27 protein-coding genes are annotated in these 25,144 nt (G+C 70.5%); 21 read left to right on the forward strand and 6 right to left on the reverse strand.

Annotated features, from left to right (window positions below):
* Positions 1 to 405 precede the first annotated feature (405 nt).
* Positions 406 to 3,306: a PAS domain S-box protein gene (locus tag QE389_RS13105; protein ID WP_307368079.1), complete on the forward strand. Its 2,901-nt coding sequence runs from the start codon at positions 406 to 408 to the stop codon at positions 3,304 to 3,306.
* On the opposite strand, the gene QE389_RS13110 is transcribed toward QE389_RS13105, so the two are convergent.
* Positions 3,303 to 4,289 carry an alpha/beta hydrolase gene (locus QE389_RS13110; protein ID WP_307368082.1) on the reverse strand — a complete coding sequence of 329 codons (987 nt, stop codon included), beginning with the start codon at positions 4,287 to 4,289 and terminating at the stop codon, positions 3,303 to 3,305. The genes QE389_RS13105 and QE389_RS13110 overlap by 4 nt on opposite strands.
* A 66-nt stretch (positions 4,290 to 4,355) precedes the next feature.
* Here QE389_RS13110 and QE389_RS13115 point away from each other — a divergent pair, with 66 nt between their 5' ends.
* Positions 4,356 to 4,529, forward strand: coding sequence for a hypothetical protein (locus QE389_RS13115; RefSeq protein WP_307368085.1), 174 nt, complete (start codon positions 4,356 to 4,358; stop codon positions 4,527 to 4,529).
* Between the two features lie 9 nt (positions 4,530 to 4,538).
* Here QE389_RS13115 and QE389_RS13120 read toward each other — a convergent pair whose 3' ends face one another.
* Entirely contained in the window at positions 4,539 to 6,464 is a 1,926-nt protein-coding gene (locus QE389_RS13120) for an ABC-F family ATP-binding cassette domain-containing protein (RefSeq protein ID WP_307368088.1), read from the reverse strand.
* Between the two features lie 77 nt (positions 6,465 to 6,541).
* Between QE389_RS13120 and QE389_RS13125 the strand changes: the two genes are divergently transcribed.
* The 7 genes from QE389_RS13125 (at position 6,542) to QE389_RS13155 (ending at position 13,172) form a co-directional block, all read left to right on the forward strand.
* Positions 6,542 to 8,983, forward strand: coding sequence for a PAS domain S-box protein (locus QE389_RS13125; RefSeq protein ID WP_307368090.1), 2,442 nt, complete (start codon positions 6,542 to 6,544; stop codon positions 8,981 to 8,983).
* Positions 8,984 to 8,992: 9 nt separating this feature from the next.
* Positions 8,993 to 9,454, forward strand: coding sequence for a YcgN family cysteine cluster protein (locus tag QE389_RS13130; RefSeq protein ID WP_307368093.1), 462 nt, complete (start codon positions 8,993 to 8,995; stop codon positions 9,452 to 9,454).
* A gap of 133 nt (positions 9,455 to 9,587) precedes the next feature.
* Complete coding sequence (locus QE389_RS13135) at positions 9,588 to 10,010, forward strand: hypothetical protein (RefSeq protein WP_307368096.1); 423 nt, start codon at positions 9,588 to 9,590, stop codon at positions 10,008 to 10,010.
* Complete coding sequence (locus tag QE389_RS13140; protein WP_307368099.1) at positions 9,952 to 11,151, forward strand: DNA-packaging protein; 1,200 nt, start codon at positions 9,952 to 9,954, stop codon at positions 11,149 to 11,151. Before QE389_RS13135 ends, QE389_RS13140 begins: the two co-directional genes overlap by 59 nt.
* A 63-nt stretch (positions 11,152 to 11,214) precedes the next feature.
* Complete coding sequence (locus tag QE389_RS13145; protein ID WP_307368101.1) at positions 11,215 to 12,360, forward strand: phage portal protein; 1,146 nt, start codon at positions 11,215 to 11,217, stop codon at positions 12,358 to 12,360.
* A 102-nt stretch (positions 12,361 to 12,462) separates the two neighbouring features.
* A complete protein-coding gene (locus QE389_RS13150; RefSeq protein WP_307368104.1) occupies positions 12,463 to 12,693 on the forward strand; it encodes a hypothetical protein in 231 nt (76 codons plus the stop codon).
* A 59-nt stretch (positions 12,694 to 12,752) separates the two neighbouring features.
* Entirely contained in the window at positions 12,753 to 13,172 is a 420-nt protein-coding gene (locus tag QE389_RS13155) for an HK97 family phage prohead protease (RefSeq protein WP_307369095.1), read from the forward strand.
* Here QE389_RS13155 and QE389_RS13160 read toward each other — a convergent pair.
* Together QE389_RS13160 and QE389_RS13165 are read right to left on the reverse strand one after the other, a co-directional pair.
* Positions 13,159 to 13,977, reverse strand: a complete 819-nt coding sequence (locus tag QE389_RS13160; RefSeq protein WP_307368107.1) for a hypothetical protein — start codon at positions 13,975 to 13,977, stop codon at positions 13,159 to 13,161. The two genes, QE389_RS13155 and QE389_RS13160, sit on opposite strands and share 14 nt — an antisense overlap.
* 6 nt (positions 13,978 to 13,983) lie before the next feature.
* A complete protein-coding gene (locus QE389_RS13165; RefSeq protein ID WP_307368109.1) occupies positions 13,984 to 14,367 on the reverse strand; it encodes a hypothetical protein in 384 nt (127 codons plus the stop codon).
* 127 nt (positions 14,368 to 14,494) lie between these two features.
* Here QE389_RS13165 and QE389_RS13170 point away from each other — a divergent pair, with 127 nt between their 5' ends.
* The 8 genes from QE389_RS13170 (at position 14,495) to QE389_RS13205 (ending at position 18,368) form a co-directional block, all read left to right on the forward strand.
* Positions 14,495 to 15,733, forward strand: coding sequence for a phage major capsid protein (locus QE389_RS13170; RefSeq protein ID WP_307368112.1), 1,239 nt, complete (start codon positions 14,495 to 14,497; stop codon positions 15,731 to 15,733).
* A gap of 158 nt (positions 15,734 to 15,891) precedes the next feature.
* Positions 15,892 to 16,158, forward strand: coding sequence for a head-tail connector protein (locus tag QE389_RS13175; protein ID WP_307368115.1), 267 nt, complete (start codon positions 15,892 to 15,894; stop codon positions 16,156 to 16,158).
* 8 nt (positions 16,159 to 16,166) lie between these two features.
* Complete coding sequence (locus QE389_RS13180) at positions 16,167 to 16,463, forward strand: phage head-tail adapter protein (RefSeq protein ID WP_307368119.1); 297 nt, start codon at positions 16,167 to 16,169, stop codon at positions 16,461 to 16,463.
* Entirely contained in the window at positions 16,460 to 16,870 is a 411-nt protein-coding gene (locus QE389_RS13185) for a DUF3168 domain-containing protein (RefSeq protein WP_307368122.1), read from the forward strand. Before QE389_RS13180 ends, QE389_RS13185 begins: the two co-directional genes overlap by 4 nt.
* Before the next feature lie 113 nt (positions 16,871 to 16,983).
* Positions 16,984 to 17,394 carry a phage major tail protein, TP901-1 family gene (locus QE389_RS13190; RefSeq protein ID WP_307368124.1) on the forward strand — a complete coding sequence of 137 codons (411 nt, stop codon included), beginning with the start codon at positions 16,984 to 16,986 and terminating at the stop codon, positions 17,392 to 17,394.
* Complete coding sequence (locus QE389_RS13195) at positions 17,391 to 17,678, forward strand: GTA-gp10 family protein (protein ID WP_307368127.1); 288 nt, start codon at positions 17,391 to 17,393, stop codon at positions 17,676 to 17,678. The genes QE389_RS13190 and QE389_RS13195 overlap by 4 nt, the downstream gene beginning before the upstream one ends.
* Entirely contained in the window at positions 17,675 to 17,851 is a 177-nt protein-coding gene (locus QE389_RS13200) for a phage tail assembly chaperone (RefSeq protein ID WP_307368129.1), read from the forward strand. Before QE389_RS13195 ends, QE389_RS13200 begins: the two co-directional genes overlap by 4 nt.
* Positions 17,841 to 18,368, forward strand: a complete 528-nt coding sequence (locus QE389_RS13205; protein WP_307368132.1) for a phage tail tape measure protein — start codon at positions 17,841 to 17,843, stop codon at positions 18,366 to 18,368. Before QE389_RS13200 ends, QE389_RS13205 begins: the two co-directional genes overlap by 11 nt.
* Before the next feature lie 95 nt (positions 18,369 to 18,463).
* On the opposite strand, the gene QE389_RS13210 is transcribed toward QE389_RS13205, so the two are convergent.
* Positions 18,464 to 18,853 carry a DUF805 domain-containing protein gene (locus QE389_RS13210; protein ID WP_307368135.1) on the reverse strand — a complete coding sequence of 130 codons (390 nt, stop codon included), beginning with the start codon at positions 18,851 to 18,853 and terminating at the stop codon, positions 18,464 to 18,466.
* Positions 18,850 to 19,164: a hypothetical protein gene (locus QE389_RS13215; protein ID WP_307368137.1), complete on the reverse strand. Its 315-nt coding sequence runs from the start codon at positions 19,162 to 19,164 to the stop codon at positions 18,850 to 18,852. Before QE389_RS13215 ends, QE389_RS13210 begins: the two co-directional genes overlap by 4 nt.
* A gap of 97 nt (positions 19,165 to 19,261) precedes the next feature.
* Between QE389_RS13215 and QE389_RS13220 the strand changes: the two genes are divergently transcribed.
* The 4 genes from QE389_RS13220 to QE389_RS13235 all read left to right on the forward strand — a co-directional run bounded on the left by QE389_RS13220 (position 19,262) and on the right by QE389_RS13235 (position 25,119).
* Positions 19,262 to 19,873: a DUF2460 domain-containing protein gene (locus tag QE389_RS13220; protein ID WP_307368140.1), complete on the forward strand. Its 612-nt coding sequence runs from the start codon at positions 19,262 to 19,264 to the stop codon at positions 19,871 to 19,873.
* A gap of 156 nt (positions 19,874 to 20,029) precedes the next feature.
* The gene (locus QE389_RS13225) at positions 20,030 to 20,695 is read left to right on the forward strand and encodes a DUF2163 domain-containing protein (RefSeq protein WP_373458317.1); all 666 of its coding nucleotides are present in this window, start codon (positions 20,030 to 20,032) and stop codon (positions 20,693 to 20,695) included.
* Positions 20,696 to 20,784: 89 nt separating this feature from the next.
* On the forward strand, positions 20,785 to 21,405 hold the full coding sequence (locus QE389_RS13230) for an NlpC/P60 family protein (RefSeq protein WP_307368147.1): 621 nt from the start codon (positions 20,785 to 20,787) through the stop codon (positions 21,403 to 21,405).
* Positions 21,406 to 25,119 (forward strand): glycoside hydrolase/phage tail family protein, encoded by a 3,714-nt coding sequence (locus tag QE389_RS13235; protein ID WP_307368149.1) that lies wholly within the window; start codon positions 21,406 to 21,408, stop codon positions 25,117 to 25,119.
* Positions 25,120 to 25,144 lie beyond the last annotated feature (25 nt).

The raw sequence follows: 25,144 nt of genomic DNA on the forward strand, positions 1-25,144 counted from the left end.
CGATCCGAGGATTGGACGCGGTCGAGGCCTTGATCCCGCCTGTCGCTCGTTACGGTCGCAAGACCGCCCGAAACGTCGGGTCGGAGAGCCGGGCCGGTTCGCTTGAGTTCCGGGTCTCCCCGGATTTCCGCGCCGCCGTGTCCCTCGGCCCGTTGACGTTCCGACGAAACCGTCTATGAGGCAAGCGTCCCAGTTCGCCCCGATGTGCAAGACTGGCCCGGCGGCGGTGGACAAGCCTGTGAATATCGGTGGACGGATCAAATTCGCTGTGGTGGATCAGGTCTTTGGACTGTCCACAAGAAGGCGATGAATCGCCGCGGCGCGCGCTTTCACACGGTCTGGCCTGCAACGACTCGGCGCGATCCGGGTTTGTCAGGGTCAGTCGCAGGTCCTTGGGGAACACGCTTGTCCAAAAACGTTTCCGGGTCGGCTGTTCAGACCGCCTTCGATGCCGTGCAACTGGGCGAGATGTTCGCCCAGGCGCCGGGGTTCATGGCGCTGCTGGTCGGGCCGGAGCATCGGTTCGTCCTGGCCAACCCCCTCTATCAGCAGGTCGTCGGCTACCGCGAGGTGCTGGGCCGCACGGTGGCCGAAGCCCTGACCGAGGCGGCGGACCAGGGCTATGTCGACATCCTGGACCAGGTCTATCGCACCGGGGTCGCGCACCGGGCGGAAAGCGCCCGGTTCGTCCTGCAGACGGCGCCAGGCGGCCCCGCCGTCGAGCGCTTTCTGGACTTCGTCTATCAGCCGTTGAAGGATACGGCGGGCCAGGTCTGGGGCATCTTCGTCCAGGGCGTGGACATCACCGGCCGGCGGATGGCCGACGCGGCCCTGGCCGAGAGCGAGGCGCGCTATCAGGCCGTCTTCGCCGCCATGACCACCGGCTTCTGCGTCATCGAGATGAAGTTCGACGCCGACGACCGGCCGATCGACTATCGCATCCTCGAAGGCAACCGGGCCTTCGAGGAGATGACCGGCCTGGCCGATCCCTACGGCAAATGGGTCAGCGAGATCGCGCCGGGGCTGGAGCGCCACTGGTTCGAGCTGTACGGCGCGGTGGCCAAGACGGGCGAGCCGGCCCGGTTCGAGAATCCGGCCGACATCTTCGGCCGCTGGTACGACGTGCAGGCGCTGCGGATCGGCCGGCCGGGCGCCTACCGCGTGGCCATCCTGTTCAACAACATCACCGAGCGCAAACAGGCCGAGGCGCGCCAGAAGGCCCTGATCGAGCTGGGCGACGCCATCCGCGACCTGACCGACGCCGGCGAGATCGCCCTGGCCTCGGCCGAGGTGCTGGCCCGCGCCATGGGCGTCAGCCGCGCCGGCTACGGGGTGATCGACACGGTCGCCGAGACCATCACCATCGAGCGGGATTTCAACCAGCCGGGGGTGAAGAGCATCGCCGGGGTGCTGAGCTTCCGCGACTACGGCTCCTATATCGACGACATCAAGGCCGGGGAGACGGTGGCCATCGCCGACGTGACCTGCGACCCCCGCACGGCCGCCACGGCGGATCAGTTGAAGGCCATCAACGCGGGTTCCTTCATCAACATGCCGCTGATGGAGCAGGGGCGGGTGGTGGCCCTGGTCTTCGTCAACAACGCCACGCCCCGCGCCTGGAGCGACGGCGACCTGCAGCTGATGCGCGACGTGGCCGAACGGGTGCGGATGGCCACCGAACGCGCCCGCAGCAGCGCTGCCCTGCGCGACAGCGAGGCCCAGTTCCGCGTTCTGGCCCAAGCGACGCCGAACCAGATCTGGGCCAGTTGGCCCGACGGGTCGCTGTACTGGTTCAACCCCCAGATCTATGCCTACACCGGCTCAAGGCCCGGCGATCTGGACGGGCCGGAGGGGTGGCTGAAGAACCTGCACCCCGACGACGCCCAAGCGGCCGTCGATGCCTGGTCGCGGGCCCTGGCCAGCGGCCAGGTCTATGAGACCGAGTTCCGCATCCGCCGCCACGACGGCGTCTATCGCACCTTCATGGTCCGGGCCGAGCCGGTCCATGACGAAGAGGGCCGGATCACCCGCTGGGTCGGGGCCAACACCGACATCGAGGACCTGCGCCGTCAGGCGGCCGAACTGGCGCGGTTCAACGAGACGCTGGAGGAACAGGTCGCCCAGCGCACCAGCGCCCTGATGCAGGCCGAGGAGGCCCTGCGCCAGAGCCAGAAGATGGAGGCGGTCGGCCAGCTGACCGGCGGCATCGCCCACGACTTCAACAATCTGCTGGCCGGGATCACCGGCAGTCTGGAGATCATCTCCAGCCGCATCGCCCAGGGCCGCCACAACGACGTGGAGCGGTTCGCCGCCGCCGCCCAGGGCGCCGCCAAGCGCGCGGCCTCCCTGACCCATCGCCTGCTGGCCTTTTCCCGACGCCAGACCCTGGACCCGCGGCCGACCGATCCGAACCGGCTGATCCGGGGGATGGAGGACCTGATCCGCCGCACCACAGGGCCGTCGATCCATCTGGAGGTGGTGGCCAGCGCCAGCCTGTGGCCCGTCATGATCGACGCGCACCAGCTGGAGAACGCCCTTCTGAACCTGTGCATCAATGCGCGCGACGCCATGCCCGAGGGCGGCCGCCTGACCATCGAGACGGCCAATCGCTGGATCGACGCGCGCGCGGCCAAGGCCCAGGACCTGGAGCCGGGGCAGTATGTCTCCATCTGCGTCAGCGACACCGGGGAGGGGATGACGCCCGAGGTGGCGGCCCGCGCCTTCGAGCCCTTCTTCACCACCAAGCCGCTGGGCCAGGGGACGGGGCTGGGCCTGTCGATGATCTATGGCTTCGTGCGCCAGTCGGGCGGGCAGGTGCGCATCTATTCCGAGCCCGGCGACGGGGCGATGGTCTGTCTTTATCTGCCCCGCCATCTGGGCGAGGTGGAGGCGGGCGAGCCGATGGCGGACATCGAACAGCCGCCCCGCGCCCAGGCCGGGGAGACGGTCATGATCGTGGACGACGAGCCGACGGTGCGGATGCTGGTCGCCGAAATCCTGCACGACCTGGGCTATCACTGCATAGAGGCGTCGGACGGGGCGACGGGGCTGAAGGTCCTGCAATCCCAGGCGCGGATCGACCTTCTGGTCACGGACGTGGGCTTGCCCGGCGGCATGAACGGCCGCCAGATGGCCGATGCGGCGCGGGCGGTTCGGCCCGATCTGAAGGTGCTGTTCATCACCGGCTACGCCGAGAACGCGGTGGTCGGCAACGGCCAGCTGGAGCCGGGCATGCACGTCATGACCAAACCCTTCGCCATGGAGGCCCTGGGCGGGCGCATCAGCGAGCTGATCGAGGCGGGCTAGCCGGCTGAACTGGCGTCAAGTCTGGCGTCCAGCCAGCGGCGGATGGCGATGCGGGCGCCGCGCGCGGCGGGGCCGCCGAAATGCAGGAAGCCGTGGGGAGTCTCGGGCACGCGGATCAGGTCGGCCTCCGACGCCTCGCCCCAGCGGGTGGCCATCAGAAGACTGTCCTCGAACAGGGGGTCGTATTCGCCGGCCAGGAGCAGGGCGGGCGGCAGGCCGGTGAGGTCGGCGTAGAGCGGCGAGACATCGGGCTGGCGCAAGGCGTCCTCGTCGCGGTCGGGGGCCAGGCGCGCCAGGTCGGCCCGCATGGTCGGGCCGTCGAACAGCAGGGTCTCGGGTCCGGCCGCGCGCACGCTCTCGGTCCCCGACAGATCGAAGACGCCATAGGCGAAGACGCAGCCCTTGATCCTGTCGATCAGCCCCTTGTCGCGCAGGGCCAAGGCCGTCAGGGCCGCCAGATGGCCGCCTGCGGATTCGCCCGCGATGAACAGGGGCGCGGCCCCCAGCCGGTCCACGTTCGTCACGGTCCAGAAGGCGGCGGCCAGACAGTCGGCGATGGCCGCCTCGATATAGACGCCGCGCCGCTCGGACAGCAGGCGATAGTCGACCGAGACGACGCAGAAGCCGTGGCGCGCCAGATGGGCGTTCAGCCGGTCGTTCAGCCCCGCGCTGCCCAGCACCCAGCCGCCGCCGTGGACGTCCAGCACCACCGCCCGGGGCGGCTGGGCCGGATGCAGGATGCGCAAGGGCACGGCAGGGTCGCCCTCGGTCCGGACGATCTCGACCGTCACGCCGCGCTTGCGCAGGCGCGGGACCGTGACCCGCCCCGCCGCCGCGTCCAGCCAGGCCGACAGCCGCTGACCCGCCTCGACCCGCCAGGGATCGGTCCGCAGGCGCGGCGCACGCGCCAGCATGGCGTCGATCCGTCGCACGGCCGCCTGCTGCGGCGGATCGAACTGGACGGTGTGGACGCGCAGGGTCATGTCTCTGCAGTGGGCAGGCGGGCCAGGGGTTTCAAGAGCCGGCCGTGCTGGGCTAGGCTGGGATCCATGAAAAAGCTGACCCCTTTCGGCGTGGTGCTGGTTTGCGGCCTGATCGGCCTGCTGACCGGCAAGTTCGGCCTGTGGTTTCCGTTGGGCTTGGCCGCGGCGGCGATCGTCGCCGTGGCTCAGACCTACGCCGCCAGGGGAAAGGCGAAGGACGAGGCGAAGACCCCCGACTAAGCCCCGTCTTCACCCCGCCAGGGCCGCCTTCTTCTCTTCCAGTTCGAGCCATTCCATCTCGGCGGAGTCCAGCTCGGCGCGGGCCTTTTCGGCGGCCTTCATGGCGACGTCGAAAGCCTTGGGGTCGCGGGCGTAGAGGTCGGGGTCGGCCAGGGTCGCGTCGTGTCTGGCGATGACGCCAGGCAGGGTCTCGATCAGTTTCTCGACTTCCTCCAGGCGGCGGGCGTCCTTGTAGGAGAGTTTGGGGGTCTTCTTTTGAGTGGCGAGGGTCCTTTCCGCGCCAGACGTGTCCTCCGCCTTCTTCTTCTCGCCGCTGGCCACTCGGGACTCGCCGCTCAGGAAGCCCGGATTCTGGCGCAGGAAGTCGGTCCAGCCGCCGGGGGTCTCCACGATGTCGCCGCGCCCGTTCAGGGCCAGGGTGGAGGTCGCCAGACGGTCGATGAAGTCGCGGTCGTGGGAGACCAGGATCAGGGTGCCGTCATAACCCTCCAGCAGCTCTTCCAGCTTGTCCAGCGTATCCATGTCCAGGTCGTTGGTCGGTTCGTCCAGGATCAGCAGATTGGCCGGCTTCGCCAGGGCGCGGGCCAGCAGCAGACGGTTGCGCTCGCCCCCCGATAAGGTCGAGATCGGCTGGCGCAGCTGGGCCTCGGAAAAGAGGAACTCCTTGGCGTAGGCGGCGACGTGTTTGGACACGCCGCGCACCAGGATCGAGTCCCCGCCGCCCGGCGTCAGGGCGTCCCACAGGGTCATGTCCGACTTCAGCCCCGCGCGCGACTGGTCCAGATAGACCGGCTCCAGATTGGCGCCCAGGCGCACCGTGCCCTCGTCGGGCGCCAGTTCGCCCAGCAAGGTCTTGACCAGGGTGGTCTTGCCCGCCCCGTTGGGTCCGACGATGCCCAGACGGTCGCCGCGCATGATGCGGGTGGTCAGGTTCCTGAACAGGGTGCGGCGGGAAGGAAGTGGCGAGTGGCGAGTGACGAGTGACGAGGGGGATGGGGCGAGGGTCGGGGTCTCGGCGCCGGCTTCACTCGCCACTCGCGCCTCGCCGCTCGCCACTGTGTCGAACCCCTTCGACACCCCCTTGATCTCGGCGACCAGCTTGCCGGAGGCGGCGCCGGAATCGACGCCCAGGGACAGTTCGCGCGGGACGTCCTTCATCTTCTCGGCGCGTTCGGCGCGCAGGGCCTGGAGGGAGCGGGCGCGGCCCTCGTTGCGGCTGCGGCGGGCGGTGATGGAGGAGTAGAAGGTGGCCGTCTCGCGCTCGATGGTCTTGGTCAGGCGGCGCAGGGATTCGGCCTCTTCCTCCAGCGTCTTGGCGGCCCAGTCGTCGAAGTCGACGAAGCCCTTGTTCAGGGTGCGGACGCGGCGGCCCTCCAGCCAGTGGACGGTGTCGGTGACGCGGTTCAGGAAGGCGCGGTCGTGGCTGACGACCAGAAGCGCGAACCGGGCCGAGATCAGCTCGGTCTCCAGAAGCTCGATGGCCAGGATGTCGAGGTGATTGGTCGGTTCGTCCAGCAGCAGCAGGTCGGGCTCCTCGGCGAAAGCCTTGGCCAGGGCCGCGCGCCGGGTCTCGCCGCCCGACAGCCCTTGCGTGGACTTGGCGGGGTCGAGGCCGAAGGTGGTCAGCCAGGACTCGGCGGTCCAGGGCTCGGCCTCGCCGGAGGCGGCGTAGTCCAACAGGGTGTCGCCGACGATCAGCGGCTCCTGCGGCACATAGGCGAAACGGGTGGCGGACTGGACCGAGCGGTCGCCGCTGTCGGGCTCGATCAGGCCCATGACCACCTTCATCAGGGTGGACTTGCCCGCCCCGTTCCGGCCCACCAGGGCGGCGCGGCTGCGTGGTTCGACGGCCAGATCGACGCCGTCGAAGAGGGGGCGCTGGCCATCCTGAAGGCGGACGTCCTTGAGCGCGACGAGAGGGGGTCTGGCTGCCATCGCGGCCATATAGAGGAGGGGCCGGCGATCCGCCACGATCTTGGACGAAACGCCCCATCGGTAACTGAAAATTTCAGATGTGCGGCTTCTATTGTCCCATGCCCCAGATGCGCGCCCATGTCCCTCTGCGAGAATCCCGCCAGACATCGGACCTGGCCAGCCCGTTCGACCGCCTGACCCATCTGGCCTGCAACATCTTCTGCACGCCGCACGCCATGGTGTCGATCGTCGATGGGGAGCGGACGGAGTTCCATTGTCACACCGGCCCGGGCCGCGACGCCCTGCCGTGCGAGATGACGCTCAGCCCCGAGATGATGGCCCAGGGGGCCGACGCCGTGATGATGGTCGAGGACGGCCGGACGGATCCGCGCACCCGGGACCATCCGATGGTGGTGGGGCCGCCCTATCTGCGCTTCTTCGCCGGGGTGACGATCGTGGATCGGTTCGACCGGGCGGTCGGCGCCATCGGGGTGATGGACAGCCGGCCGCGCAAGGCCCTGTCGCAGCGCGAGGTCGAGACGCTGCGGATGCTGGGGCGGATGGCGTCGGAAGTCTTCGCCCAGGCGGATTCGGTCAGGCGTCAGAGCGAACAGCTGGAGCTGATGCGGCTGACCGAGGAATTGGCGGGCGTCGGCCAGTGGCGGGTCGACGTGAAGACGCGCCGGATCCTCTGGAGCGACGAAATCTATCGCATCTTCGGCCTGGATCGGGCGACCTTCCACCCGACGGTGGACGAGATCCTGACTCTATACGTCGAAGAGGATCGGGGCGTTCTGGAAGCGGCGTTGGGGCGCTGCCTGAACGAGGGCGTCGGCTACAAGCTGCGGTCGCGCGTGCGTCGGGCCGATGGCGAAATCCGCGTGCTGGAGGCCCAGGCCGACTGCGAGCGCGGACCCGATGGCGAGGGCGCCGCGGTGTTCGGCGTCCTGCGCGACGTCACCGACGAGGAAGATTCCAAGAAACAGTTGGCCGAAAGCGAGGACCGCTATCGCCTCCTGGCCGACCGATCCAGCGACCTGGTGCTGTGCCACAGGGTGGACGGAACCCTGACCTATGTATCGCCGTCCATCGCTCGGTTCGGGATGAAGCGCGAAGAGGTGGTGGGGCAGTCGCTGCTGAAGTTCGTGCATCCCGACGACCGGCCGCTGCTGCTGAATCACCTGGTGGTCTATCTGACCAGCGGGGCGAAGGGCGACATGCCGCCCGTGCGCTTCCGCGCCCAGAGGCCCGACGGGTCGGTGCTGTGGGTCGAAAGCCGCGTCTCCAGCATCCGCGACGCCGACGGACGGGTGGTCGAGTTCCAGAACCAGTGCCGGGACGTGACCGAGACCAAGGGGCTGGAAGACGCCCTGACGCAGGCGCGGGACCGGGCCGAGGCCGCATCGCGCGCCAAGTCGGAGTTCCTGGCCAACATGAGCCACGAGCTGCGCACCCCCCTGACCAGCGTGATCGGCTTCGCCGGCCTGTTGAACGACAGCGCCGAACTGGGACCCAGGGACCGCGACCGGGTGCGGAAGATCGCGGCGGCCAGCGAGAGCCTTCTGGCGGTCATCAACGACATTCTGGACTATTCCAAGCTGGAGGCGGGGGCGGTGCGGCTGGACCCCCAGCCGTTCCGCCCGCGCGACCTGGCCGAGACCACGGCCGGAATCGTCGAGGGCCAGTGCGAGGCCAAGGGGCTGAGCCTGCGTGTCGAGGTCGATCCGGCCGTGCCCGAGGCGCTGAACGGCGACGCGGGACGCCTGCGACAGGTGACGCTGAACTTCCTGTCCAACGCGGTGAAGTTCACGGCCGAGGGAGAGGTGGCGCTGCACCTGAGCCTGGCGGAGGGACGGCTGAGGATCGCCGTGCGCGACAGCGGCATCGGCCTGACGCCCGAAGTGGCTGAGACCCTGTTCGACCGATTCATGCAGGCCGACGCCTCGACCACGCGCCAGTACGGCGGGACCGGCCTGGGTCTGGCGATCAGCCGGCGGCTGGCCGAGGTGATGGGCGGCGCGGTCGGGGTGGACAGCAAGATGGGCGAAGGCTCGGTCTTCTGGATCGAGGTTCCGCTGGAGATCGCCGATCCGGCGGCCGTGGACGTGGAGGCGCCCGAGGCGGCGCAAGGGCCGACCGGCGCCCTGCGGGTGTTGATGGCCGACGACGTGGCGGCCAATCGCGAGCTGATGACCGCGATCATGGAGAGCCTGGGCGTCAACCTGGAGACGGCGACGGACGGGGTCGAGGCGGTCGCGGCCGCTAAGACCGGTCTTTACGACCTGATCCTTATGGACCTGCACATGCCCAATATGGACGGGCTGGAAGCGTCGCGGCGCATCCGGGCCATGGAGGGCCGGGTGGGACGCACGCCGATCGTCGCCCTGACGGCCAATGTCCAGCCCGATCAGATCGAAGCCTGTCGCGCGGCGGGGATGGACGCCCACGTCGGCAAGCCGATCCGCCCGACCGAGCTGCTGACCGCCATCAATGCGGTCATGGCGGCCCGACCCGTTGAGACGGACGCCGCCGCGGCGTAAGGACCGCCCATGAGCGCCGCCGCACCCTATTGGGAAACCAAGACCCTGGCCCAGATGTCGCCCGCCGAGTGGGAGGCGCTGTGCGACGGCTGCGGCCTGTGCTGCCTGGTGCGGTTTGAGGACGAGGACACGGGCGAGGTCATCCCCACGCGGGTGCATTGCAAGCTGTTCGATCCGGACGCCTGCGCCTGTTCCGACTATGTCAACCGCAAGGCCCATGTGCCGGACTGCATCAAGCTGACGCCCTACAATATCGAGGCGCTGGAATGGATGCCCAAGTCGTGCGCCTATCGCCGGCTGCACGAGGGCCGGCCGCTGGCGCGGTGGCATCACCTGATCTCGGGCAGCCGCGAGACGGTGCACAAGGCGGGCGTTTCGGTGCGGGGGCAGACCATCTCCGAACTGGCCCTGGCCGTGCCGGAGGACGCGCTGGATTTCGAGGCGCCGGAATGGGCGCTGGAGCGCGGCTGAGACGGCGCCGGGCGCCAGGTCGCGGCGGCCTGGGCGCGCAATGACGCTGGTATGATACGTTTCAAAACAAGAACTTAAGATTTTCTCGCGGGCTTTTGCGCGCCTGAGTACGCTGGTCCGTTAGGGTTTGGGCATGGCGGGAAAAGACGAGATGACGGACGGCACGGCGGAGGGGACGGCGGACTGGCTGGGGCCGCTGTTCGCGCGGCTGAAAAGGGCGGTCGAACGCGCCGCCGAGGCCGTCTGCACCGACGAGGACCTGGACGCGGACGCGGCCGAGAAGCTGGCGCGGCGCGTCGGCGTGATCGCCCGCGCGGCCAAGCTGGTCGAGGCCATCCGTCCCCGCATCGAGGCCGACAGCGAAGAGGACGAAATGGGTGGACGATCCTACGACCCGGAAGAAACCGAGCGCGTGCGCGCCCGACTGGAAGCCAACTGCGAACGGATGGACGCCCTTCTGGAGATCAAGCAAGCGGAAGCCGTGGAGCGACGAAGACTTGCGGCGGCTGGATCGGGCGACGCGCCTGCATCGGCATCAACTGAACCCCCAGGGTGACGACTGGCGGACCTGGCTGCTGCTGGGCGGGCGCGGGGCGGGCAAGACCTTCGCCGGATCGGTGTGGATCGACGCGATCGCCCGAAATGCGCCCGGCAGCCTGTTCGCCCTGGTGGGGCCGGCCCTGCACGACGTGCGCGAGGTGATGGTGGAGGGGGCGTCGGGGATCAAGGCCCTGGCCGAACCGGGCGACCGGCCGCGCTGGGAGGCGGGACGCAGGCGGCTGGTCTGGTCCAATCATTCGGCGGCCTACGCCTTTTCGGCCGAGGACCCGGACAGTCTGAGAGGCCCGCAGTTCCACCATGGCTGGGCCGACGAATTCTGCGCCTGGCGCCGGCCCGAGGCCGTGCTGGCGAACCTGAGGTTCGGGCTGCGGCTGGGGGGCGACCCCAAGCTGGCGGTGACGACCACGCCCCGGCCGATCCCGGCCCTGCGGCGGCTGATGGCCGAGGGAGGGACGGTGATCGACCGGGCCGGGACGACGGTGAACGCCGGGAACCTGGCGCCCGGCTTCCTGGCGCATCTGAAGGCCGTCTATGGCGGGACGCGGCTGGAGGCGCAGGAGCTGGACGGGGTGGTGGTGGAGGGCGAAGGCGCCCTGTTCCGCGCCGCCGAGCTGAAACGGGCGCGCGGCGCGCGGCCCCCGACGCTGGAACGGGTGGTGGTGGCGGTCGATCCGCCGGCCAGCGCCCACGGCGACGCCTGCGGCATCGTGGTGGCGGGACGCAAGGAGGGGCGGGCCTTCATCCTGGACGACCGGACGGCGCGCGGCCTGTCGCCCAAGGGATGGGCCGAGGCGGCGGTTCGGGCGGCCGAAGACCACGGCGCGCAGGAGGTGGTGGCCGAGGTCAACCAGGGCGGGGAGATGGTGCGGACCATCCTGGCCCAGGCCGGGTGCCGGGCGGCGGTGACGATGGTTCACGCCGCCCGGTCCAAGGCCGCGCGGGCCGAGCCGGTGGCCCTGCTGTACGAACAGGGGCGGGTGATCCACTGCGGCGACTTTCCCGCCCTGGAGGAAGAGATGCTGGCCCTGGGCGGCGAGGGCGGACCCAGCCCCGACCGGGCCGACGCCCTGGTCTGGGCGGTGACGCGGCTGCTGCTCCAACCCGGCGGGCAGGGGCCGAGCATAAGACGGCTCTAGCGGCCGTAATAGGTGGAGAAGACGATGGTTTCGATCCGATGGCCGTTCGGCCAGGCGGGGCGCATGCGCGCGCCCTCATCCGCGCCCGAGGCGAAGGAGAGCCGGGCGGGCGGGGTGATCGCCCTGTCGGGCGTGGGGCGGCCGCGTTGGACGCCCAACGACTACGCCAGCCTGGCGCGCGAGGGGTATCAGAAGAACGCCGTCGCCTATCGCTGCATCCGCATGATCGCGGAGGCGGCGGCCTCCGCCCCGTTCGCGGTGTTCGTGAAGGGGGCGCGCGACGACGATCATCCGCTGGCGAAACTGATCCGCAAACCCAATCCCGAGCAGTCGGGCGCCGAGCTGATGGAGGCGGTCTATGGCGCGCTGCAGGTGTCGGGCAACGCCTATGTCGAGGCGACCGGAGACGGCGACGGCGACGGGGCGCCGGACGAGCTGTGGGCCCTGCGGTCGGACCGGGTGAAGGTGGTCCCTGGCCGGTCGGGATGGCCCGAGGCGTGGGATTACTCCGTGGACGGACGGTCGGTGCGGATCGGGCGGGCGGCCGACGGCTGGGCGCCGGTGATGCACCTGAAACTGTGGCATCCGCTGGACGACTGGTACGGGCTGTCGCCGCTGGAGGCGGCGGCGCAAGGGGTGGACGCGCACAATGCGGCCGGCGCCTGGAACAAGGCCCTCTTGGACAATGCGGCGCGGCCGTCGGGGGCGCTGATTTACGGGGCGCGGAACGGCGAGCGGCTGACGGACGGGCAGTTCGAGGCGCTAAAAGACCAACTTTCGGGTGTCTACGCCGGGGCGACGAACGCCGGGCGGCCGATCCTGCTGGAAGGCGGAATGGACTGGAAGCCGCTGAGCCTGACGCCGGCGGAGATGGATTTCACGATGGGCAAACACGCGGCGGCGCGCGAGATCGCCCTGGCCTTCGGGGTTCCGCCGCAGCTGCTGGGGATCCCCGGCGACGCGACCTACGCCAACTACCGAGAGGCGAACGCGGCCTTCTGGCGCCAGACGGTGATCCCGCTGGTCAGGAAGGCGGCCGGGGCGATGACGGGCTGGCTGGGCGAGCGGTTCGCCGGATGCGAGATCCGGGCGGACCTGGATGCGGTCTCGGCCCTGCAGCCCGAGCGCGACGCCCTGTGGGCGCGGCTGGAGGCGGCGAGCTTTCTGACGGACGAGGAACGCCGGCGGATGGCGGGGCTGGGAAGTTGAGTGGCGAGTGGTCAGTGGCGAGAAGATGATGGGGGAGGGCGGCGCGGACACCTCGCCACTCGCCACACGTCACTCGCCACTCGCCACTCCAGGGAGGCGACAATGACCGAACATCAAATCCGGCGCGTGCCGACGGCGCTGTTGATCGCTGTCGTGGTGCAGACGGTGGGCGGCCTGGTCTGGGCCGGGGGCGCGGCGGCGCGGATCGCGACGCTGGAGCAGCGGGTCGGGGAACAGAGGCTGGTCGCCGAACGGCTGGCGCGGCTTGAGGTTCAGGGCGAGGCGACGGCGGCGGCCGTGGAGCGGATCGAGCGGCGGTTGGAGGGGGAATGAGTGGCGAGTGGCGAGTGACGAGTGACGAGAAGGAAGGGTCAGGGCGGCGCGGCTCGCCACTGACCACTCGCCACTCGCCACTCCTTATAGAAGGCTACGCCTCGCTGTGGGGCGTGGCGGACCTGAACGGGGACGTGGTGCAGGCGGGGGCGTTCGCCGACAGCCTGGCGCGGACGGGAGCCGAAGGGGTGCGGATGCTGAACCAGCACGACGCGCGGGCGCCGGTCGGGGTCTGGGAGCAGATCGTCGAGGATGCGTGCGGCCTGTTCGTCCGTGGGCGGATCGAAGACTGGTCGGCCGAGGCGCGGTTCGCCGGGGCGTTGAGCCGGGCGGGGGCGCTGGACGGGCTGTCGATCGGATACCGCACGGCGCGGGCCCGACGTCAGGGACGCTTAAGGGTGCTGAGCGCGGTCGAGCTGTGGGAGGTGTCGCTGGTGACGTTCCCGATGCTGCCGGGGGCGCGGTTCAGTTTGGCTTGAGGGCCTGGAAGGCGCCGTTGCGGTCGAGGGTTTCGGCGAGGGCGGCCATCTGGGCGCGGCCCTTCTTGCCGTGGAGATAGCGCAAGGCCCAGCCGGCGAGCACCAGGCCGAAGATCCAGCCGACGTGCAGGACGAGGTGGGCGAACAGGATGAAGACGGCCGCCAGCGCATAGGCGCCGAGATAGACCAGGGCCAGCTGGCCGCCGCGCGAGGCGGTGGGGTTGGACAGGCCGGCGATCATCTCGGCCAGGTCCGGCGAGGCGGCGGCGGACGGCAGGGCGTGATCGGAGGGCTTGGACTCGGTCCGGGGCGAGGGCTTCGTCTGAGCCTTCGGTACGGATTGCGCGGGGACCGCAGCGGCCGGTCGGGCGGCGGGCTTCGATCTGGGCGCGACGGGTTCGACGGGCTGACGGGCGGGGCGGTAGAGGATGGACTGACCGCGTTCGTCGACGATGAAGACCTCTTCGAAAGCGGTGGTGGAGAAGTCGATGGCGCGGGTGTCTTGGCCGTAGCTTTGGCCATGCAAGACCGTCAGACGGCCCTGGCGCAGTTCGACCTGGAAGCCGACCGGATCGCGCAGGTCGCCGACCATGGCGTGGACCGTGCCGAACAGGCCGGTGGCGTCCGGATTGGCGGCCGGACGGTTCGCATCGACGACCATCTGCGAATAGAGGCCCGCGCCCGTGTTGCGGCGCAGGCCCGGCGAGCTGGCGGCGACCTGGGCGGCCAGATCGGGCACGCGGTCGCCCATCTGCCAGACCAGGGCGTCCATGACGGCGCTTTCGAGGGGCGTCAGATGGGACATCAGATGTCAGTCCGTTTGGGCGCCCGCCGTCTTCTCCATCTCGGCCTTGAGCGCCTGCATTTCGGTGGAGATGGCTTCGATCTCGGCGGTGCATTGCTCCTGCGTGATCGTCGCTGCCCGTTCTGACGCCTTGCCCTTGTCGTAGGCCGCCAGAAGGAAGGCCGAAGCCGCCCGCTTCTGAGGGTCGCTTTCGTTCGCCATGGCCGCTCGCACCTGCGCGCCGACTTCGGGCGGGAACTGACGCTCGCAGGTTCCCAAGGTCTCGAACATTCGGGTCATGCCGCTGAAGATCTGACTGACTTGCGCCGCCTGTTCGGGAGGCAGTCGGGAGACATCAGGTTGCGACTGAACCAGAAGCGCGCCGGAAAGGGCCAGGACGAGCGTGAGCATGTGAGACGATCCCTGAAAGAGCAGGATCGGTAGCACGGTTTCGCGGGCCTGCCAGCCGTTCAATCACAGGTTTCGGGCGCGGGCCCGGATCGTCGCGTCTGACGAAGACGCATTCACCGGAGAGACCATGAAAGAGACCAAACAGGCGTCGGGGCAACCCGAGGCGGGCGTCGTCGTGCGCGAGATGATGGCGGCGTTCGAGGCGTTCAAAGGGGCGAACGACGCCCGGCTGGACCAGATCGAGAAGAAGGCGGCGGCCGACGTGCTGCTGGAGGAGAAGGTGGCGCGCATCGACCAGGCGGTCGCGGCGGCCCAGGCGCGGCTGGATCGGGTGATGAGCCAGGCGCGGCGTCCGGCCCTGGGCGGCGAACCGGCCCAGCCCGTGTCGGCGCCCGAGGCCAAGGCGGCCTGGGACGGCTATCTGAAGACGGGCCAGGCCCCGCACGCGACGGCTGGCCTGGAGGTCAAGGCCGGTCTGTCCAGCGGCGCGACCTCGGGCGGCTATGTCGTGCCCTACGAGACCGAGCGGGCCATCGAGCGGCGGCTGATGACGGTGTCGCCGATGCGCGAGATCGCCACGGTGCGGACGGTGGCGGCGGGGGTGTTCAAGAAGCCCGTCTCCACCGCGGGGGTGACGGCTGGCTGGGTGGCCGAGACGGCCGCGCGACCCGAGACCGACCCGGCGACACTGGCCCTGCTGGAGTTTCCGTCGGCCGACCTCTACGCCAATCCGGCGGCGACCCAGGCCCTGCTGGACGACGCCATGATCGACCTCGACGAATGGCTGGCGGCCGAGGTGGAGGACGCCTTCGCGGCGCAGGAGACCCAGGCCTTCGTCAACGGCGACGGGACGAACAAGCCGCGCGGCTTCCTGACCTATCCGACGGTGGCGGACGCCAGCCAGGCGTGGGGGCAGATCGGCTATGTCGCATCGGGCGCGGCGGGCGGTTTCGCGGCCAGCAATCCGACCGACAGGCTGATCGACCTGGTCTATGCGCCCAAGGCCCAGTACCGGCCGAACGGACGGTTCGTGATGAACCGGCGCACGGTCTCGGCGGTGCGAAAGTTCAAGGACGCGGACGGCAACTACATCTGGCAGCCGCCGGCGCGCCTGGGCGAGACGGCGTCCCTGCTGGGCTATCCGGTCACGGAGATCGAGACCCTGCCGGACGTGGCGGCCAACAGCCTGTCCATCGCGTTCGGGGATTTCCAGCGCGGCTATCTGATCGTGGACCGGGCCGGTGTGCGGGTGCTGCGCGACCCGTTCACGGCCAAACCCTATGTGCTGTTCTACACCACCAAACGGGTCGGCGGCGGGGTGCAGAATTTCGACGCCATCAAGGTGATGAAGTTCGCGGCCGCCTGACGGCGGCAGTGACGAGTGGTCAGTGGCGAGCGGCGAGGGGTCGCTCGCCGCTGGTCGCGTGAAGAGTGCTGGTGAGCAAGAGGTGAGCGCTTCGTTCGCGGGTCGCTCACCCCTAGGCGCACGAGCGCCTTTCACTTTCCAGGACATGGAGGTGAGACATGGCGCAGCCGGTGACGGTGGCGGAGGCGAAGCTGTTTCTGCGCGTGGGCCACGCGCAAGAGGATGGACTGATCCAGACCTTGATCGAGGCGGCGCAGGCCCGGGTGGAGGCGGATGCGGGCCTGAGCCTGACATCGACCGCGCCCGCGCCGCTGAGGCTGGCGATCCTGATGCTGACGCTGGCCGCCTATGAGCGGGGCGAGGCGGCGATGGCGACCACGTCGGTCGATGCCTGGGTGGCGCCCTATCGGGTGGTGCGGCTGTGAGCGGGGCGATGCGGATGCTGGCGGGCCTGTACCGGCCTGTCGAGAGCCAGACCCCCTATGGCGGGCGCAGCGTGACGTTCGAGGCGACGGGGTCGGCCTGGCTGGCGTGCGGCGCGCGAAGGCGGGCCGAACGCGGCGAGGGCGACGAACGCCGCGCGGTCGAGACGATGAGCGCCGAGACACGGGACGATCCGCGCCTGGAGACGGGGCGGGTGCTGCGTTTCGGCGGGGCGGACTGGCGGATCGTGACGCTCGGACCGCTGAGGCCCGGCCGGGTCGCGCTGGAGTTGGAGCGGACGCGATGAGAGATCATGAGAGCGCGCTGCAGAAGGCGTTGCTGGCGCGGCTGAAGGCCGATCCGGCGTTGGACGCCCTGTTGGACGGGCGGATTTTCGACCAGGCGCCGGAGGGGGCGGAGACGCCCTATCTGGTCCTGGGCCGGTGCGAGAGCCGGCCGGTGGCGGCCGCCGATTGCGGCGTGGAGCAGCGGCTGACGCTGACCGCCGTGTCGCGCTTCGCCGGGACGGAAGAGGCCAAGGCCGTAGCCGCCGCCGTGCGCGCCTGTCTGGAGGCGGCCACGCTGGAGGCCGACGGGGTGCGGACGGCGACCCTGAGGACCGTCTTCAGCGATGTGTTCCGGGCAGGCGACGGGCGCCGGACCTATGGGGTCGTGCGGCTGAGGGCTGTGACTGAGGACGTGGCGAGTGGTTAGTGGCGAGTGGCGAGTTGGGTCCGGGGGCGGACGTATCGGGATGAACCGTTGCGACGACTTTCCTCGCCACTCGTCACTCGTCACACGCCACTCACGAGCAAAGCGAGGACGAAATGACCGCACAGGCGGGCAAGGACATATTGCTGAAGATCGAGGGGGCGCCGGAGGTGTACGCCACGGTGGCGGGCCTGAGGGCGCGGACCATTTCGCTGAACGCGCGGACGGTGGAGGCGACGGACGGCGACAGCGCCGGGCGGTGGCGCGAACTGCTGGCCGGGGCTGGGGTGAAGTCGGCGGCCGTGTCGGGGCAGGGGATTTTCCGCGACGCGGCGTCCGACGCCCTGGTACGCGAAGCCTTCTTCGACCAGGCGGCCAAACGCTGGCGGCTGATCGTGCCGGACTTCGGCGTTCTGGAGGGGCCGTTCCTGGTCGCGGCGCTGGAATACGCCGGGACGCACGAGGGCGAGGCGACCTTCGCCCTGAGCCTGGCCAGCGCCGGGGCGATCGGGTTCAGCGCGACATGATCGGCGCCAATGGGGCGCGGGGCGAGGTGATGGCGTGCCTGGGCGGGACGCCGCGTCGGCTGTGTCTGACCCTGGGGGCGCTGGCGGAGATCGAGACGGGACTGGGGGTCGAGGGGCTGGCGGCGACGGCCGAGCGGATGAAGGCCCTGTCGGCGCGCGACCTGATGGTGGTGCTGGCGGCCCTGCTGCGCGGCGGCGGAGAGACGGCGCCGGACGTGGCGGCGGTCGATCCGCGCGCGGCGGCCCAGGCCGTGGCGCGGGCCTTTGCGGCGGTCGCCGCATGACCCCCTGGGGGGAGATGCTGCGGACGGCCGCCCTGCTGGGCGTGGCGCCCGATGCCTTCTGGCGGCTGTCGCTGAAGGAATGGCGGATGCTGACCCAGACGCCGGGCGCGGCGACGCCGATGGGGCGCAAGACCTTGGCGCAACTGATGGAGGAGTGGCCCGATGGCGGGTGAGGACGAACGGCTGGACGCCGTGCCGATCAAGGCGGCCGAGGCGGCCGCCGCGCTGGAAGCGCTGAAGGCGCCGGCGCAGGAGGCGGCGAGCGCCATCGAGGACGCCTTCGGGCGCGCGGGCGACAGCCTGACCCGGTCGCTGGCGCGGGCGGCGGCGGACGGGGAGGTGACGCTGGCCGAACTGGCGCGGGCGGTGCTGAACGCCGTCAACTCTGCGGCCGGGACGGGCGCGGGATCGAACGGGGGGCTGAGCGGCGCGATCCAGGCGGCCCTGTCCAGCTTCGGCGGGGCGCGGGCGGACGGCGGGCCGGTGCTGGGCGGCGGCGCCTATCTGGTCGGCGAACGCGGGCCCGAGGTGTTTCGCCCGACGACGGGCGGCGAGATCGGACCCGCGAGCGGCGGAGCGGTGACGGTCAATGTGACGCTGGAGGGCGGGACACAGGCCCTGCTCCGCTCCGAGGCCCAGATCGCCCAGATGCTGGCGCGGGCGGTCAGCCTGGGCGCGCGGAGGATGTGACCGGCGAGTGGCGAGTGGTTAGTGACGAGTGGCGAGCGACGATGCGATGCGGCTTGTCTCGCCACGGATCACTCGTCACTCGCCGCTTTTTCAGCTCATTCGCCCTTGGGGTTGGGGCCGAAGCGGTTTTCGCCCTTCTGGCTGTCGGTCAGGCCGATCCACAGCAGGAAGACGAAACCGGCCAGAATGGCGAGGCCGAACAGGCCGACGGCCGGACCCATGACGGCCAGGGCGGCGGCGGGGTTGCTCTCGTAATAGTCCTCGGAGAAGCCGGTGGCCGCCATGCCGCCGATCATCATCACAAAGCCGATAATGCAGAAGACGATGGAAGCGGCGTAGGGCGCCAGGACCAGCCAGCCGGTCTTGCCCATGTCGTGCAGACGCTTCACCGAAATGGCGACATGGCCCCAGATCGAGGCCAGCCAGACGATGAAGCCGATCAGCGGAATCCAGCCCAGCACCACATTGACGCCGAATAGGATCAAAAAGCCGATCCAGAAGTGCGAACGCGCAGGCGGCCCTCGAACGACAGAACGGCCGTCTTGAAATCGAAGCCCGACCCGGGGGCGGCCGTGGCGGCGGCCAAGCCCGCAACGCCGGTGGATGTCGGGCCGCCGGCCAGGATCAGGATCTGGGTGGCGGCGGCGCCTTCGGGCACGAAGTCGACGCGGACGCCGGCGGCGGGCACGGCCGGGGATTGCAGCGCGGCCGAGGTGAAGTCGTAACGGACGCCGTCGTCGTCGCTGATCAGACCTGTTCCGGTGGTTGTGTCGTAGCTGAGAATCTCGCCGCGCAAACGTGTCGCTCCCCTTGGGCATGCGGCCGAGGCTGGCCGCAAGGCGACCATGAACGAGCGGCGATCCGTGAACAAGTGAAAGGGAGGAAAGGTTCGCATGGCCTTTCATGAAGTGCGCCTGCCCGCGCGGCTGGCGTTTGGTTCGACCGGCGGGGTGGAGCGGCGGACGGAGATCACCACGCTGGCCTCGGGGTTCGAGCGGCGATCGACGCCCTGGGCGCTGGGGCGCAGGCGGTATCTGATCGGGGCGAACCTGAGATCGCTGGACGACATGGCCGAGCTGGTCGCCTTCTTCGAAGCGCGACGGGGTCGGCTGTATGGGTTTCGGTTCAAGGACTTCGCGGACTTCAAGTCGTGCGCGCCGGGCGGGATGGTGTCGGCGGGGGATCAGGTGCTGGGCGTCGGCGACGGGGTTCGGACCGTGTTTGGGCTGGCGAAACGCTACGGCGATGTGGAGCGGCCGATCGCCAAGCCGGTCGGGGGATCGGTGCGCGTCGCGGTCGGGGGCGCCGAGATCACGGATTTCACCGTCGATGTTGCGACAGGGCGGGTGACGCTGGACAGCGCGCCGGGGGCAGGCGCCGTGGTGACGGCGGGCTTTCAGTTCGACACGCCGGTGCGGTTCGACTCGGACCGGATCGAGACGACGCTGGAGAGCTTCGAGGCCGGGCGGATGGCGGCCGTGCCGCTGATCGAGGTTCGGGTCTGAAGCGGAGTGGCGAGTGGCGAGTGGCGAGAAATCGGCCGTCGCATCGACCGATATCCCGACACCGTCAGCCCGATGCGTTCGAGCAGCCTGCTCGCCACTCGTCACTCGCCACTCGTCACTGAGCGAAAGCGAAACATGAGAAACATACCAACCGAAATGGCCGCCCGTATCGAGAGCGGGGCGGCGACGCTGTGTCATGTCTGGCGGCTGGAGCGGGCCGACGGCGTGGTGACGGGGTTCACCGATCACGACCGGGACCTGGTGGTGGACGGGGTCGTCTGTCGGGCGGAGAGCGGCTGGACGGCGGGAGCGGGCGAGAGCGCGGTCGGGCTGGCGGCGGGGTCAGTCTCGGCGGCGGGCGTGCTGGACGATGCGACGATCCGTGAAGCGGATGTGGCGTCGGGTCTGTTCGATGCGGCGACGGTCGAGCTGTGGCGTGTGGACTGGGCGCGGCCGGATCTGAGGGTGCGGTTGTGGTCGGGGACGCTGGCGCGGATTCGACGTCAGGGTTCTTTGTCGCGCTATCGCCCTGCGGGCTGCTTGAGCGCAGGAGGCTTCGTCGCGGAGCTTGAGGGGCCGCTGGCCAAGCTGGAGCGGGTGGTCGGGCGGACCTATGGGCGGATGTGTGATGCGCGGCTGGGGGACCAGAGATGCGGGATCGCGGAGACGGCGGGGCGGGTCTGCGACAAACGGTGGGAGACCTGCGTCGGGACGTTCGGGAATGGGGCGAACTTTCGCGGATTTCCCGATGTGCCGGGGGATGACTTCCTGACGGCCTATCCGGCGGGCGGGGCGCGGAACGACGGCGGGAGCCGGCGGTGAGGGGGGCGATGATGTCTCCCTCCCCGGAACGGGGAGGGTCGTCGCGGAGCGACGGGGTGGGGACGGCAGGGCGACCGGACTCGGAGTGCTTGGCCGCCCCCACCCGGTCTCGCCTGCGGCTCGACCACCCTCCGCCGCGGGGGGAGGGAGAGGTTGGAGCGGTTGTCGCCGCCGCGCAGTCCTGGCTCGGCACGCCGTATCGGCATCAGGCCAGCGTGAAGGGCGTGGGCGCGGACTGTCTGGGGCTGGTGCGCGGGGTGTGGCGCGAGGTCGTGGGCGAGGAGCCGGAGGTCCTGCCGGCCTATTCTGCGGACTGGGCCGAGACGGGCGGGCGCGAGATGTTGCTGGAGGCGGCGGGGCGGTGGTTGAGGCCCGTTAGGGTCGAGAAGATGTGGGTCGGGGACGTGCTGCTGTTTCGCATGTCGCCGGGGGCGGCGGTGAAGCATTGCGCGATTTTGAGCGCGGACGACGGGCCGGAGCCGAGGATGATCCACGCCTATTGGGGGCGGGCGGTGGTCGAAAGCTGGATGGGGGTGTGGTGGCGGCGACGGCTGGCGGCCGTGTTCCGGTTTCCAAGCCTCCATCGCGAAGTCAGCGACGGCGCAACGGCTTTTCTTGAAACAGGCTCGGAGGTCGGGGGTGCGGTCGCCCCCTCCACCCCTTCGTGGTCCCCCTCCCCCGTGAACGGGGGAGAATCTTTGGAGGCATAGATGGCGCAAGTCGTTCTGAGCGCGGTCGGGCAGTCGATCGGCGGGCCGGTCGGGCGTGTGATTGGCTCGACCCTTGGGCGGGCGATCGACAATCGGGTGATCGGGTCGCTGGGGCCGGCCCGCCAGATCGGGCCGCGTCTAGAGACGCTGAAGGTGCAGGGCACGGCGGAAGGCGCGCCGATGGCGTGCGTCTTCGGCCGGGCGCGGGTGACGGGTCAGGTGATCTGGGCGGCGCGGTTCCTGGAAGGCAAACACAAGAGCCGGGCGGGCAAGGGCGGGCCGAAGACGGTCGACTATGTCTATTCGCTGAGCTTCGCCGTGGCCCTGTGCGAGGGGGAGATTGACGGGATCGGCCGGGTCTGGGCGGACGGGCGGCCGATGGACCTGACGGGCGTGGCGATGCGGGTGCATCGCGGCGGCGAGGACCAGACGCCGGACCCGCTGATCGAGGCGGTCGAGGGCATTTCTCAGGCCGGATCCGCAGGTGGGTCCGGTGGCGCCCCCGCCTATCGCGGCACGGCCTATGTGGTGTTCGAGGACCTGCCGCTGGGGCCGTTCGGGGACCGGGTTCCGCAGCTGAGCTTCGAGGTGTTCCGCCGGCCCCGCGGGGCTAGCCTGCGTCTGGAGGACCGGCTGGAGGGGGTGTGCCTGATCCCCGGCGCGGGGGAGTTCGCCCTGGCGACCGAGGCGGTGGTGCGCCGCGAGGGGCTGACGCGGACGACGGCGGAGAATGTGCATAACGGAGAAGGGCGAGCGGACCTGTTGGCGTCGCTGGATCAGCTTCAGGCGCAACTGCCGAACCTAAAGCGGGTCAGCCTGGTCGTCGGCTGGTTCGGCAGCGACCTGAGGGCGGGCGAATGCCGCGTGCGGCCGGGCGTGGAGCGGCGCGACAAGCCGACCGAGCCGATGGACTGGTCCGTGGCGGGGGTAGGGCGCGCGGGCGCCTATGTCGTCAGTCAGGTGGATGGGGCGCCGGCCTATGGCGGGACGCCTTCGGACGACAGCGTGCGCCAGGCGATCCGCGAACTGAAGGCGCGCGGGCTGGAGGTGACGCTGTATCCCTTCGTCTTCATGGACTGTCCCGGCTATCCGTGGCGGGGACGGATCGCGGGCGAGGACGGGGCGGGGGCGGCGGCCCAGGTCGCGGCCCTGTTCGGCGGCGCGCAGGATTGGGGGCTGCGGCGGATGGCGCTGCACTACGCCCGGATCGCGGCCGAGGAGGGGGCGGACGGGCTGCTGATCGGATCGGAGATGCGGGGCCTGACCTGGACGCGGGATGCGGCGGGCGGCTTTCCGGCGGTCGATCAGTTCCGCGCCCTGGCGGCCGAATGCCGGGCGGTGGTCGGGCCGGGGATCAAACTGTCCTACGCCGCCGACTGGAGCGAATATTTCGGGCGGCAGGCGGGCGGGGAGGTTCTGTTCCACCTGGATCCGCTGTGGGCCGATCCGAACATCGATCATGTGTCGATCGACTGGTATCCGCCGCTGACCGACTGGCGCGAGGGGGAGGGCGGCGTGGACGCGGACCTGTTCGCGGCGGCGGCGGACCCGGCCTATCTGGCGGCCGGCGTGGCGGGCGGGGAAGGGTTCGACTGGTGGTATGCGAGCGCGGCCGACCGGGCGGCCCAGGTGCGGACGCCCATCGTCGACGGGGCGCATGGAGAGGACTGGCTGTTCCGGCCCAAGGACCTGAAGGGCTGGTGGTCGAACCCGCATCACGACCGGCCGGGCGGGGTGCGGTCGGCGGCGCCGACGGCCTGGGCGCCGGGGATGAAGCCGGTGCGGTTCACCGAGTTCGGCTGTGCGGCGGTGGACCGGGGCGGCAATGCGCCGAACCTGTTTCAGGACCCCAAGAGCGGCGAGAGCGCCCTGCCGCCCGGTTCGACCGGCGCGCGCGACGACGCGATGCAAAGGGCGGCGCTGGAGGCGGTGCTGGGACATTTCGCAGTCCCCGAGAACAATCCGGTCTCGACCGTCTATGGCGGGCCGATGCTGGAGGGAGCGGACGCCTGGTGCTGGGACGCGCGGCCGTTTCCGGCCTTTCCCGCGCAGGACGAGGTCTGGGCGGACGCGGGGGCGTGGCGGGCCGGACACTGGCTGAACGGCCGGCTGGCGGGCGACGGGGCCGATCTGATCGCGGCGATCCTGGCGCGCGGCGGCTTGAGCGTGGACGAATGGACGGTCGAGGGCGTCGAGGGGGCGGCGGCAGGCTATCTGATCGACCGGCCGATGCGGACGCGCGATGCGCTGGAGCCGCTGCTGGCCGCCTTCGATGCGACGGCGGCCGAGCGGGACGGGCGGGTGGCTGTCCTGGGGCGCGTGCAGACCGGCCTGACGATAGACGAGGCGGCGCTGGCCCTGCCGGAGGACGGGGCGTCGGAGACGACGACGCGCCGGCTGGAGCCCCGACCGGGCGCGGCGCGGGTGCGCTTCATCGACGAGACGGCGGACTATCAGACCGGGGCCGTGGTCGTGCGGTCGGAGGACGGAGCGGCGACCGGCGGCGGGGTCGATCTGGACCTGCCGGTCGTGTGCGGCGGCGGTCTGGCTCGGACGACGGCCGAGCGGGCGCTGGACGGAGAAGCGGTCGAGACCCTGACCGTGGCCCTGGGGCCGCTGGAGGCCCTGCGGCTGGAGCCGGGGGACGGGGTGCGGCGGGGAGGACGGGACTGGCGCGTGACGCGGCTGGACCTGGACGAGACGCCGAAGGCGGGGCTGGAGCCGCTGGCGGCGCGCGGGCCTGTCATCGAGGACGACGACTGGCGCGGCGGCGAGACGCCGGGGGCGGCGGGGGCGCCGTTCCTGGCCCTGCTGGATCTGCCGCCGCTGCCCGGACAGGAGACGGATGCGCGGCCGTTGATGGCGGCGGCGGCCGAGCCCTGGCGGCCGATGCGGCTGCACGCCGGGGCGTCGAGCCAGACGCTGACGCCGCGCGGAGAGGCGACGACGCCGGCGACGGTGGGGGTGCTGGTTCAGCCGCTGGGGCCGGGGGCGCGCCATCGCTGGGACGAGGCGCAGGCCCTGACCGTGCGGGTCGAGGGCGTATCGCCGCAAAGCGCATCGCAAGAGGCGGTGCTGGGCGGCGCCAACGCCCTGGCCGTGCGGACGGCGGCGGGGTGGGAGGTGGTGCAGTATCGCACCGCGGCCTTGGTCGACGGGACGGTGTGGCGTCTGACGGGCCTGTTGCGCGGGCAGCAGGGGACGGAGGCGGAGATGCGGGCGGGCGCACAGGCGGGCGCGGTGGTGGTGTTTCTGGACGAGGCGCTGGCGCGGGTCGAGATCGGGCCGGGTGAACGGAGCCTGCCGCGGGTCTGTCGCGCCGGACCTGCGGGGGCGGCGCCGGGCGGGGCGGGCTTCACCCAGGCCGCCTTCACCCTGGAAGGTCGGCAGGAACGGCCCTGGTCGCCCAGCGGCCTGAGGGTCGAAACGACGGCGGCGGGCGCGGCCGTGCGCTGGACGCCGCGCGTGCGTCTGTACGGCGACCCCTGGGACGGGGAGCCGGCGGCGGTCGATCCCCTGCGGTTTCGCCTGAGGGTGCTGGAGGGCGCCGAGGTGCGGCGCACCCTGACGGTCGAGGGAACGGAGGCCCTGTACGCCGCCGCTGACCTGGCGGCGGACTTTCCGGGCGGGCCGGGGGCTTCGGCGCGGATCGCCGTGGCGCAATGGGGCGAACGCTGGGGCTGGGGGACGGAGGCGGAAATCGCCCTGGGCTGACGATTATGAGCGATTATGGGCGTTC

Origin of the sequence: Brevundimonas sp. SORGH_AS_0993 (assembly GCF_030818545.1) — a bacterium.
Lineage (GTDB): Bacteria > Pseudomonadota > Alphaproteobacteria > Caulobacterales > Caulobacteraceae > Brevundimonas.

Bases quoted from the DNA above. Each gene is read 5' to 3' on its own strand.
- QE389_RS13110 (WP_307368082.1), bottom strand. From the start codon at position 4,289: ATGACCCTGCGCGTCCACACCGTCCAGTTCGATCCGCCGCAGCAGGCG.
- QE389_RS13115 (WP_307368085.1), top strand. From the start codon at position 4,356: ATGAAAAAGCTGACCCCTTTCGGCGTGGTGCTGGTTTGCGGCCTGATC.
- QE389_RS13120 (WP_307368088.1), bottom strand. From the start codon at position 6,464: ATGGCAGCCAGACCCCCTCTCGTCGCGCTCAAGGACGTCCGCCTTCAG.
- QE389_RS13125 (WP_307368090.1), top strand. From the start codon at position 6,542: ATGTGCGGCTTCTATTGTCCCATGCCCCAGATGCGCGCCCATGTCCCT.
- QE389_RS13130 (WP_307368093.1), top strand. From the start codon at position 8,993: ATGAGCGCCGCCGCACCCTATTGGGAAACCAAGACCCTGGCCCAGATG.
- QE389_RS13135 (WP_307368096.1), top strand. From the start codon at position 9,588: ATGGCGGGAAAAGACGAGATGACGGACGGCACGGCGGAGGGGACGGCG.
- QE389_RS13145 (WP_307368101.1), top strand. From the start codon at position 11,215: ATGCGCGCGCCCTCATCCGCGCCCGAGGCGAAGGAGAGCCGGGCGGGC.
- QE389_RS13150 (WP_307368104.1), top strand. From the start codon at position 12,463: ATGACCGAACATCAAATCCGGCGCGTGCCGACGGCGCTGTTGATCGCT.
- QE389_RS13160 (WP_307368107.1), bottom strand. From the start codon at position 13,977: ATGTCCCATCTGACGCCCCTCGAAAGCGCCGTCATGGACGCCCTGGTC.
- QE389_RS13165 (WP_307368109.1), bottom strand. From the start codon at position 14,367: ATGCTCACGCTCGTCCTGGCCCTTTCCGGCGCGCTTCTGGTTCAGTCG.
- QE389_RS13170 (WP_307368112.1), top strand. From the start codon at position 14,495: ATGAAAGAGACCAAACAGGCGTCGGGGCAACCCGAGGCGGGCGTCGTC.
- QE389_RS13175 (WP_307368115.1), top strand. From the start codon at position 15,892: ATGGCGCAGCCGGTGACGGTGGCGGAGGCGAAGCTGTTTCTGCGCGTG.
- QE389_RS13180 (WP_307368119.1), top strand. From the start codon at position 16,167: ATGCGGATGCTGGCGGGCCTGTACCGGCCTGTCGAGAGCCAGACCCCC.
- QE389_RS13185 (WP_307368122.1), top strand. From the start codon at position 16,460: ATGAGAGATCATGAGAGCGCGCTGCAGAAGGCGTTGCTGGCGCGGCTG.
- QE389_RS13190 (WP_307368124.1), top strand. From the start codon at position 16,984: ATGACCGCACAGGCGGGCAAGGACATATTGCTGAAGATCGAGGGGGCG.
- QE389_RS13195 (WP_307368127.1), top strand. From the start codon at position 17,391: ATGATCGGCGCCAATGGGGCGCGGGGCGAGGTGATGGCGTGCCTGGGC.
- QE389_RS13200 (WP_307368129.1), top strand. From the start codon at position 17,675: ATGACCCCCTGGGGGGAGATGCTGCGGACGGCCGCCCTGCTGGGCGTG.
- QE389_RS13205 (WP_307368132.1), top strand. From the start codon at position 17,841: ATGGCGGGTGAGGACGAACGGCTGGACGCCGTGCCGATCAAGGCGGCC.
- QE389_RS13220 (WP_307368140.1), top strand. From the start codon at position 19,262: ATGGCCTTTCATGAAGTGCGCCTGCCCGCGCGGCTGGCGTTTGGTTCG.
- QE389_RS13225 (WP_373458317.1), top strand. From the start codon at position 20,030: ATGGCCGCCCGTATCGAGAGCGGGGCGGCGACGCTGTGTCATGTCTGG.
- QE389_RS13235 (WP_307368149.1), top strand. From the start codon at position 21,406: ATGGCGCAAGTCGTTCTGAGCGCGGTCGGGCAGTCGATCGGCGGGCCG.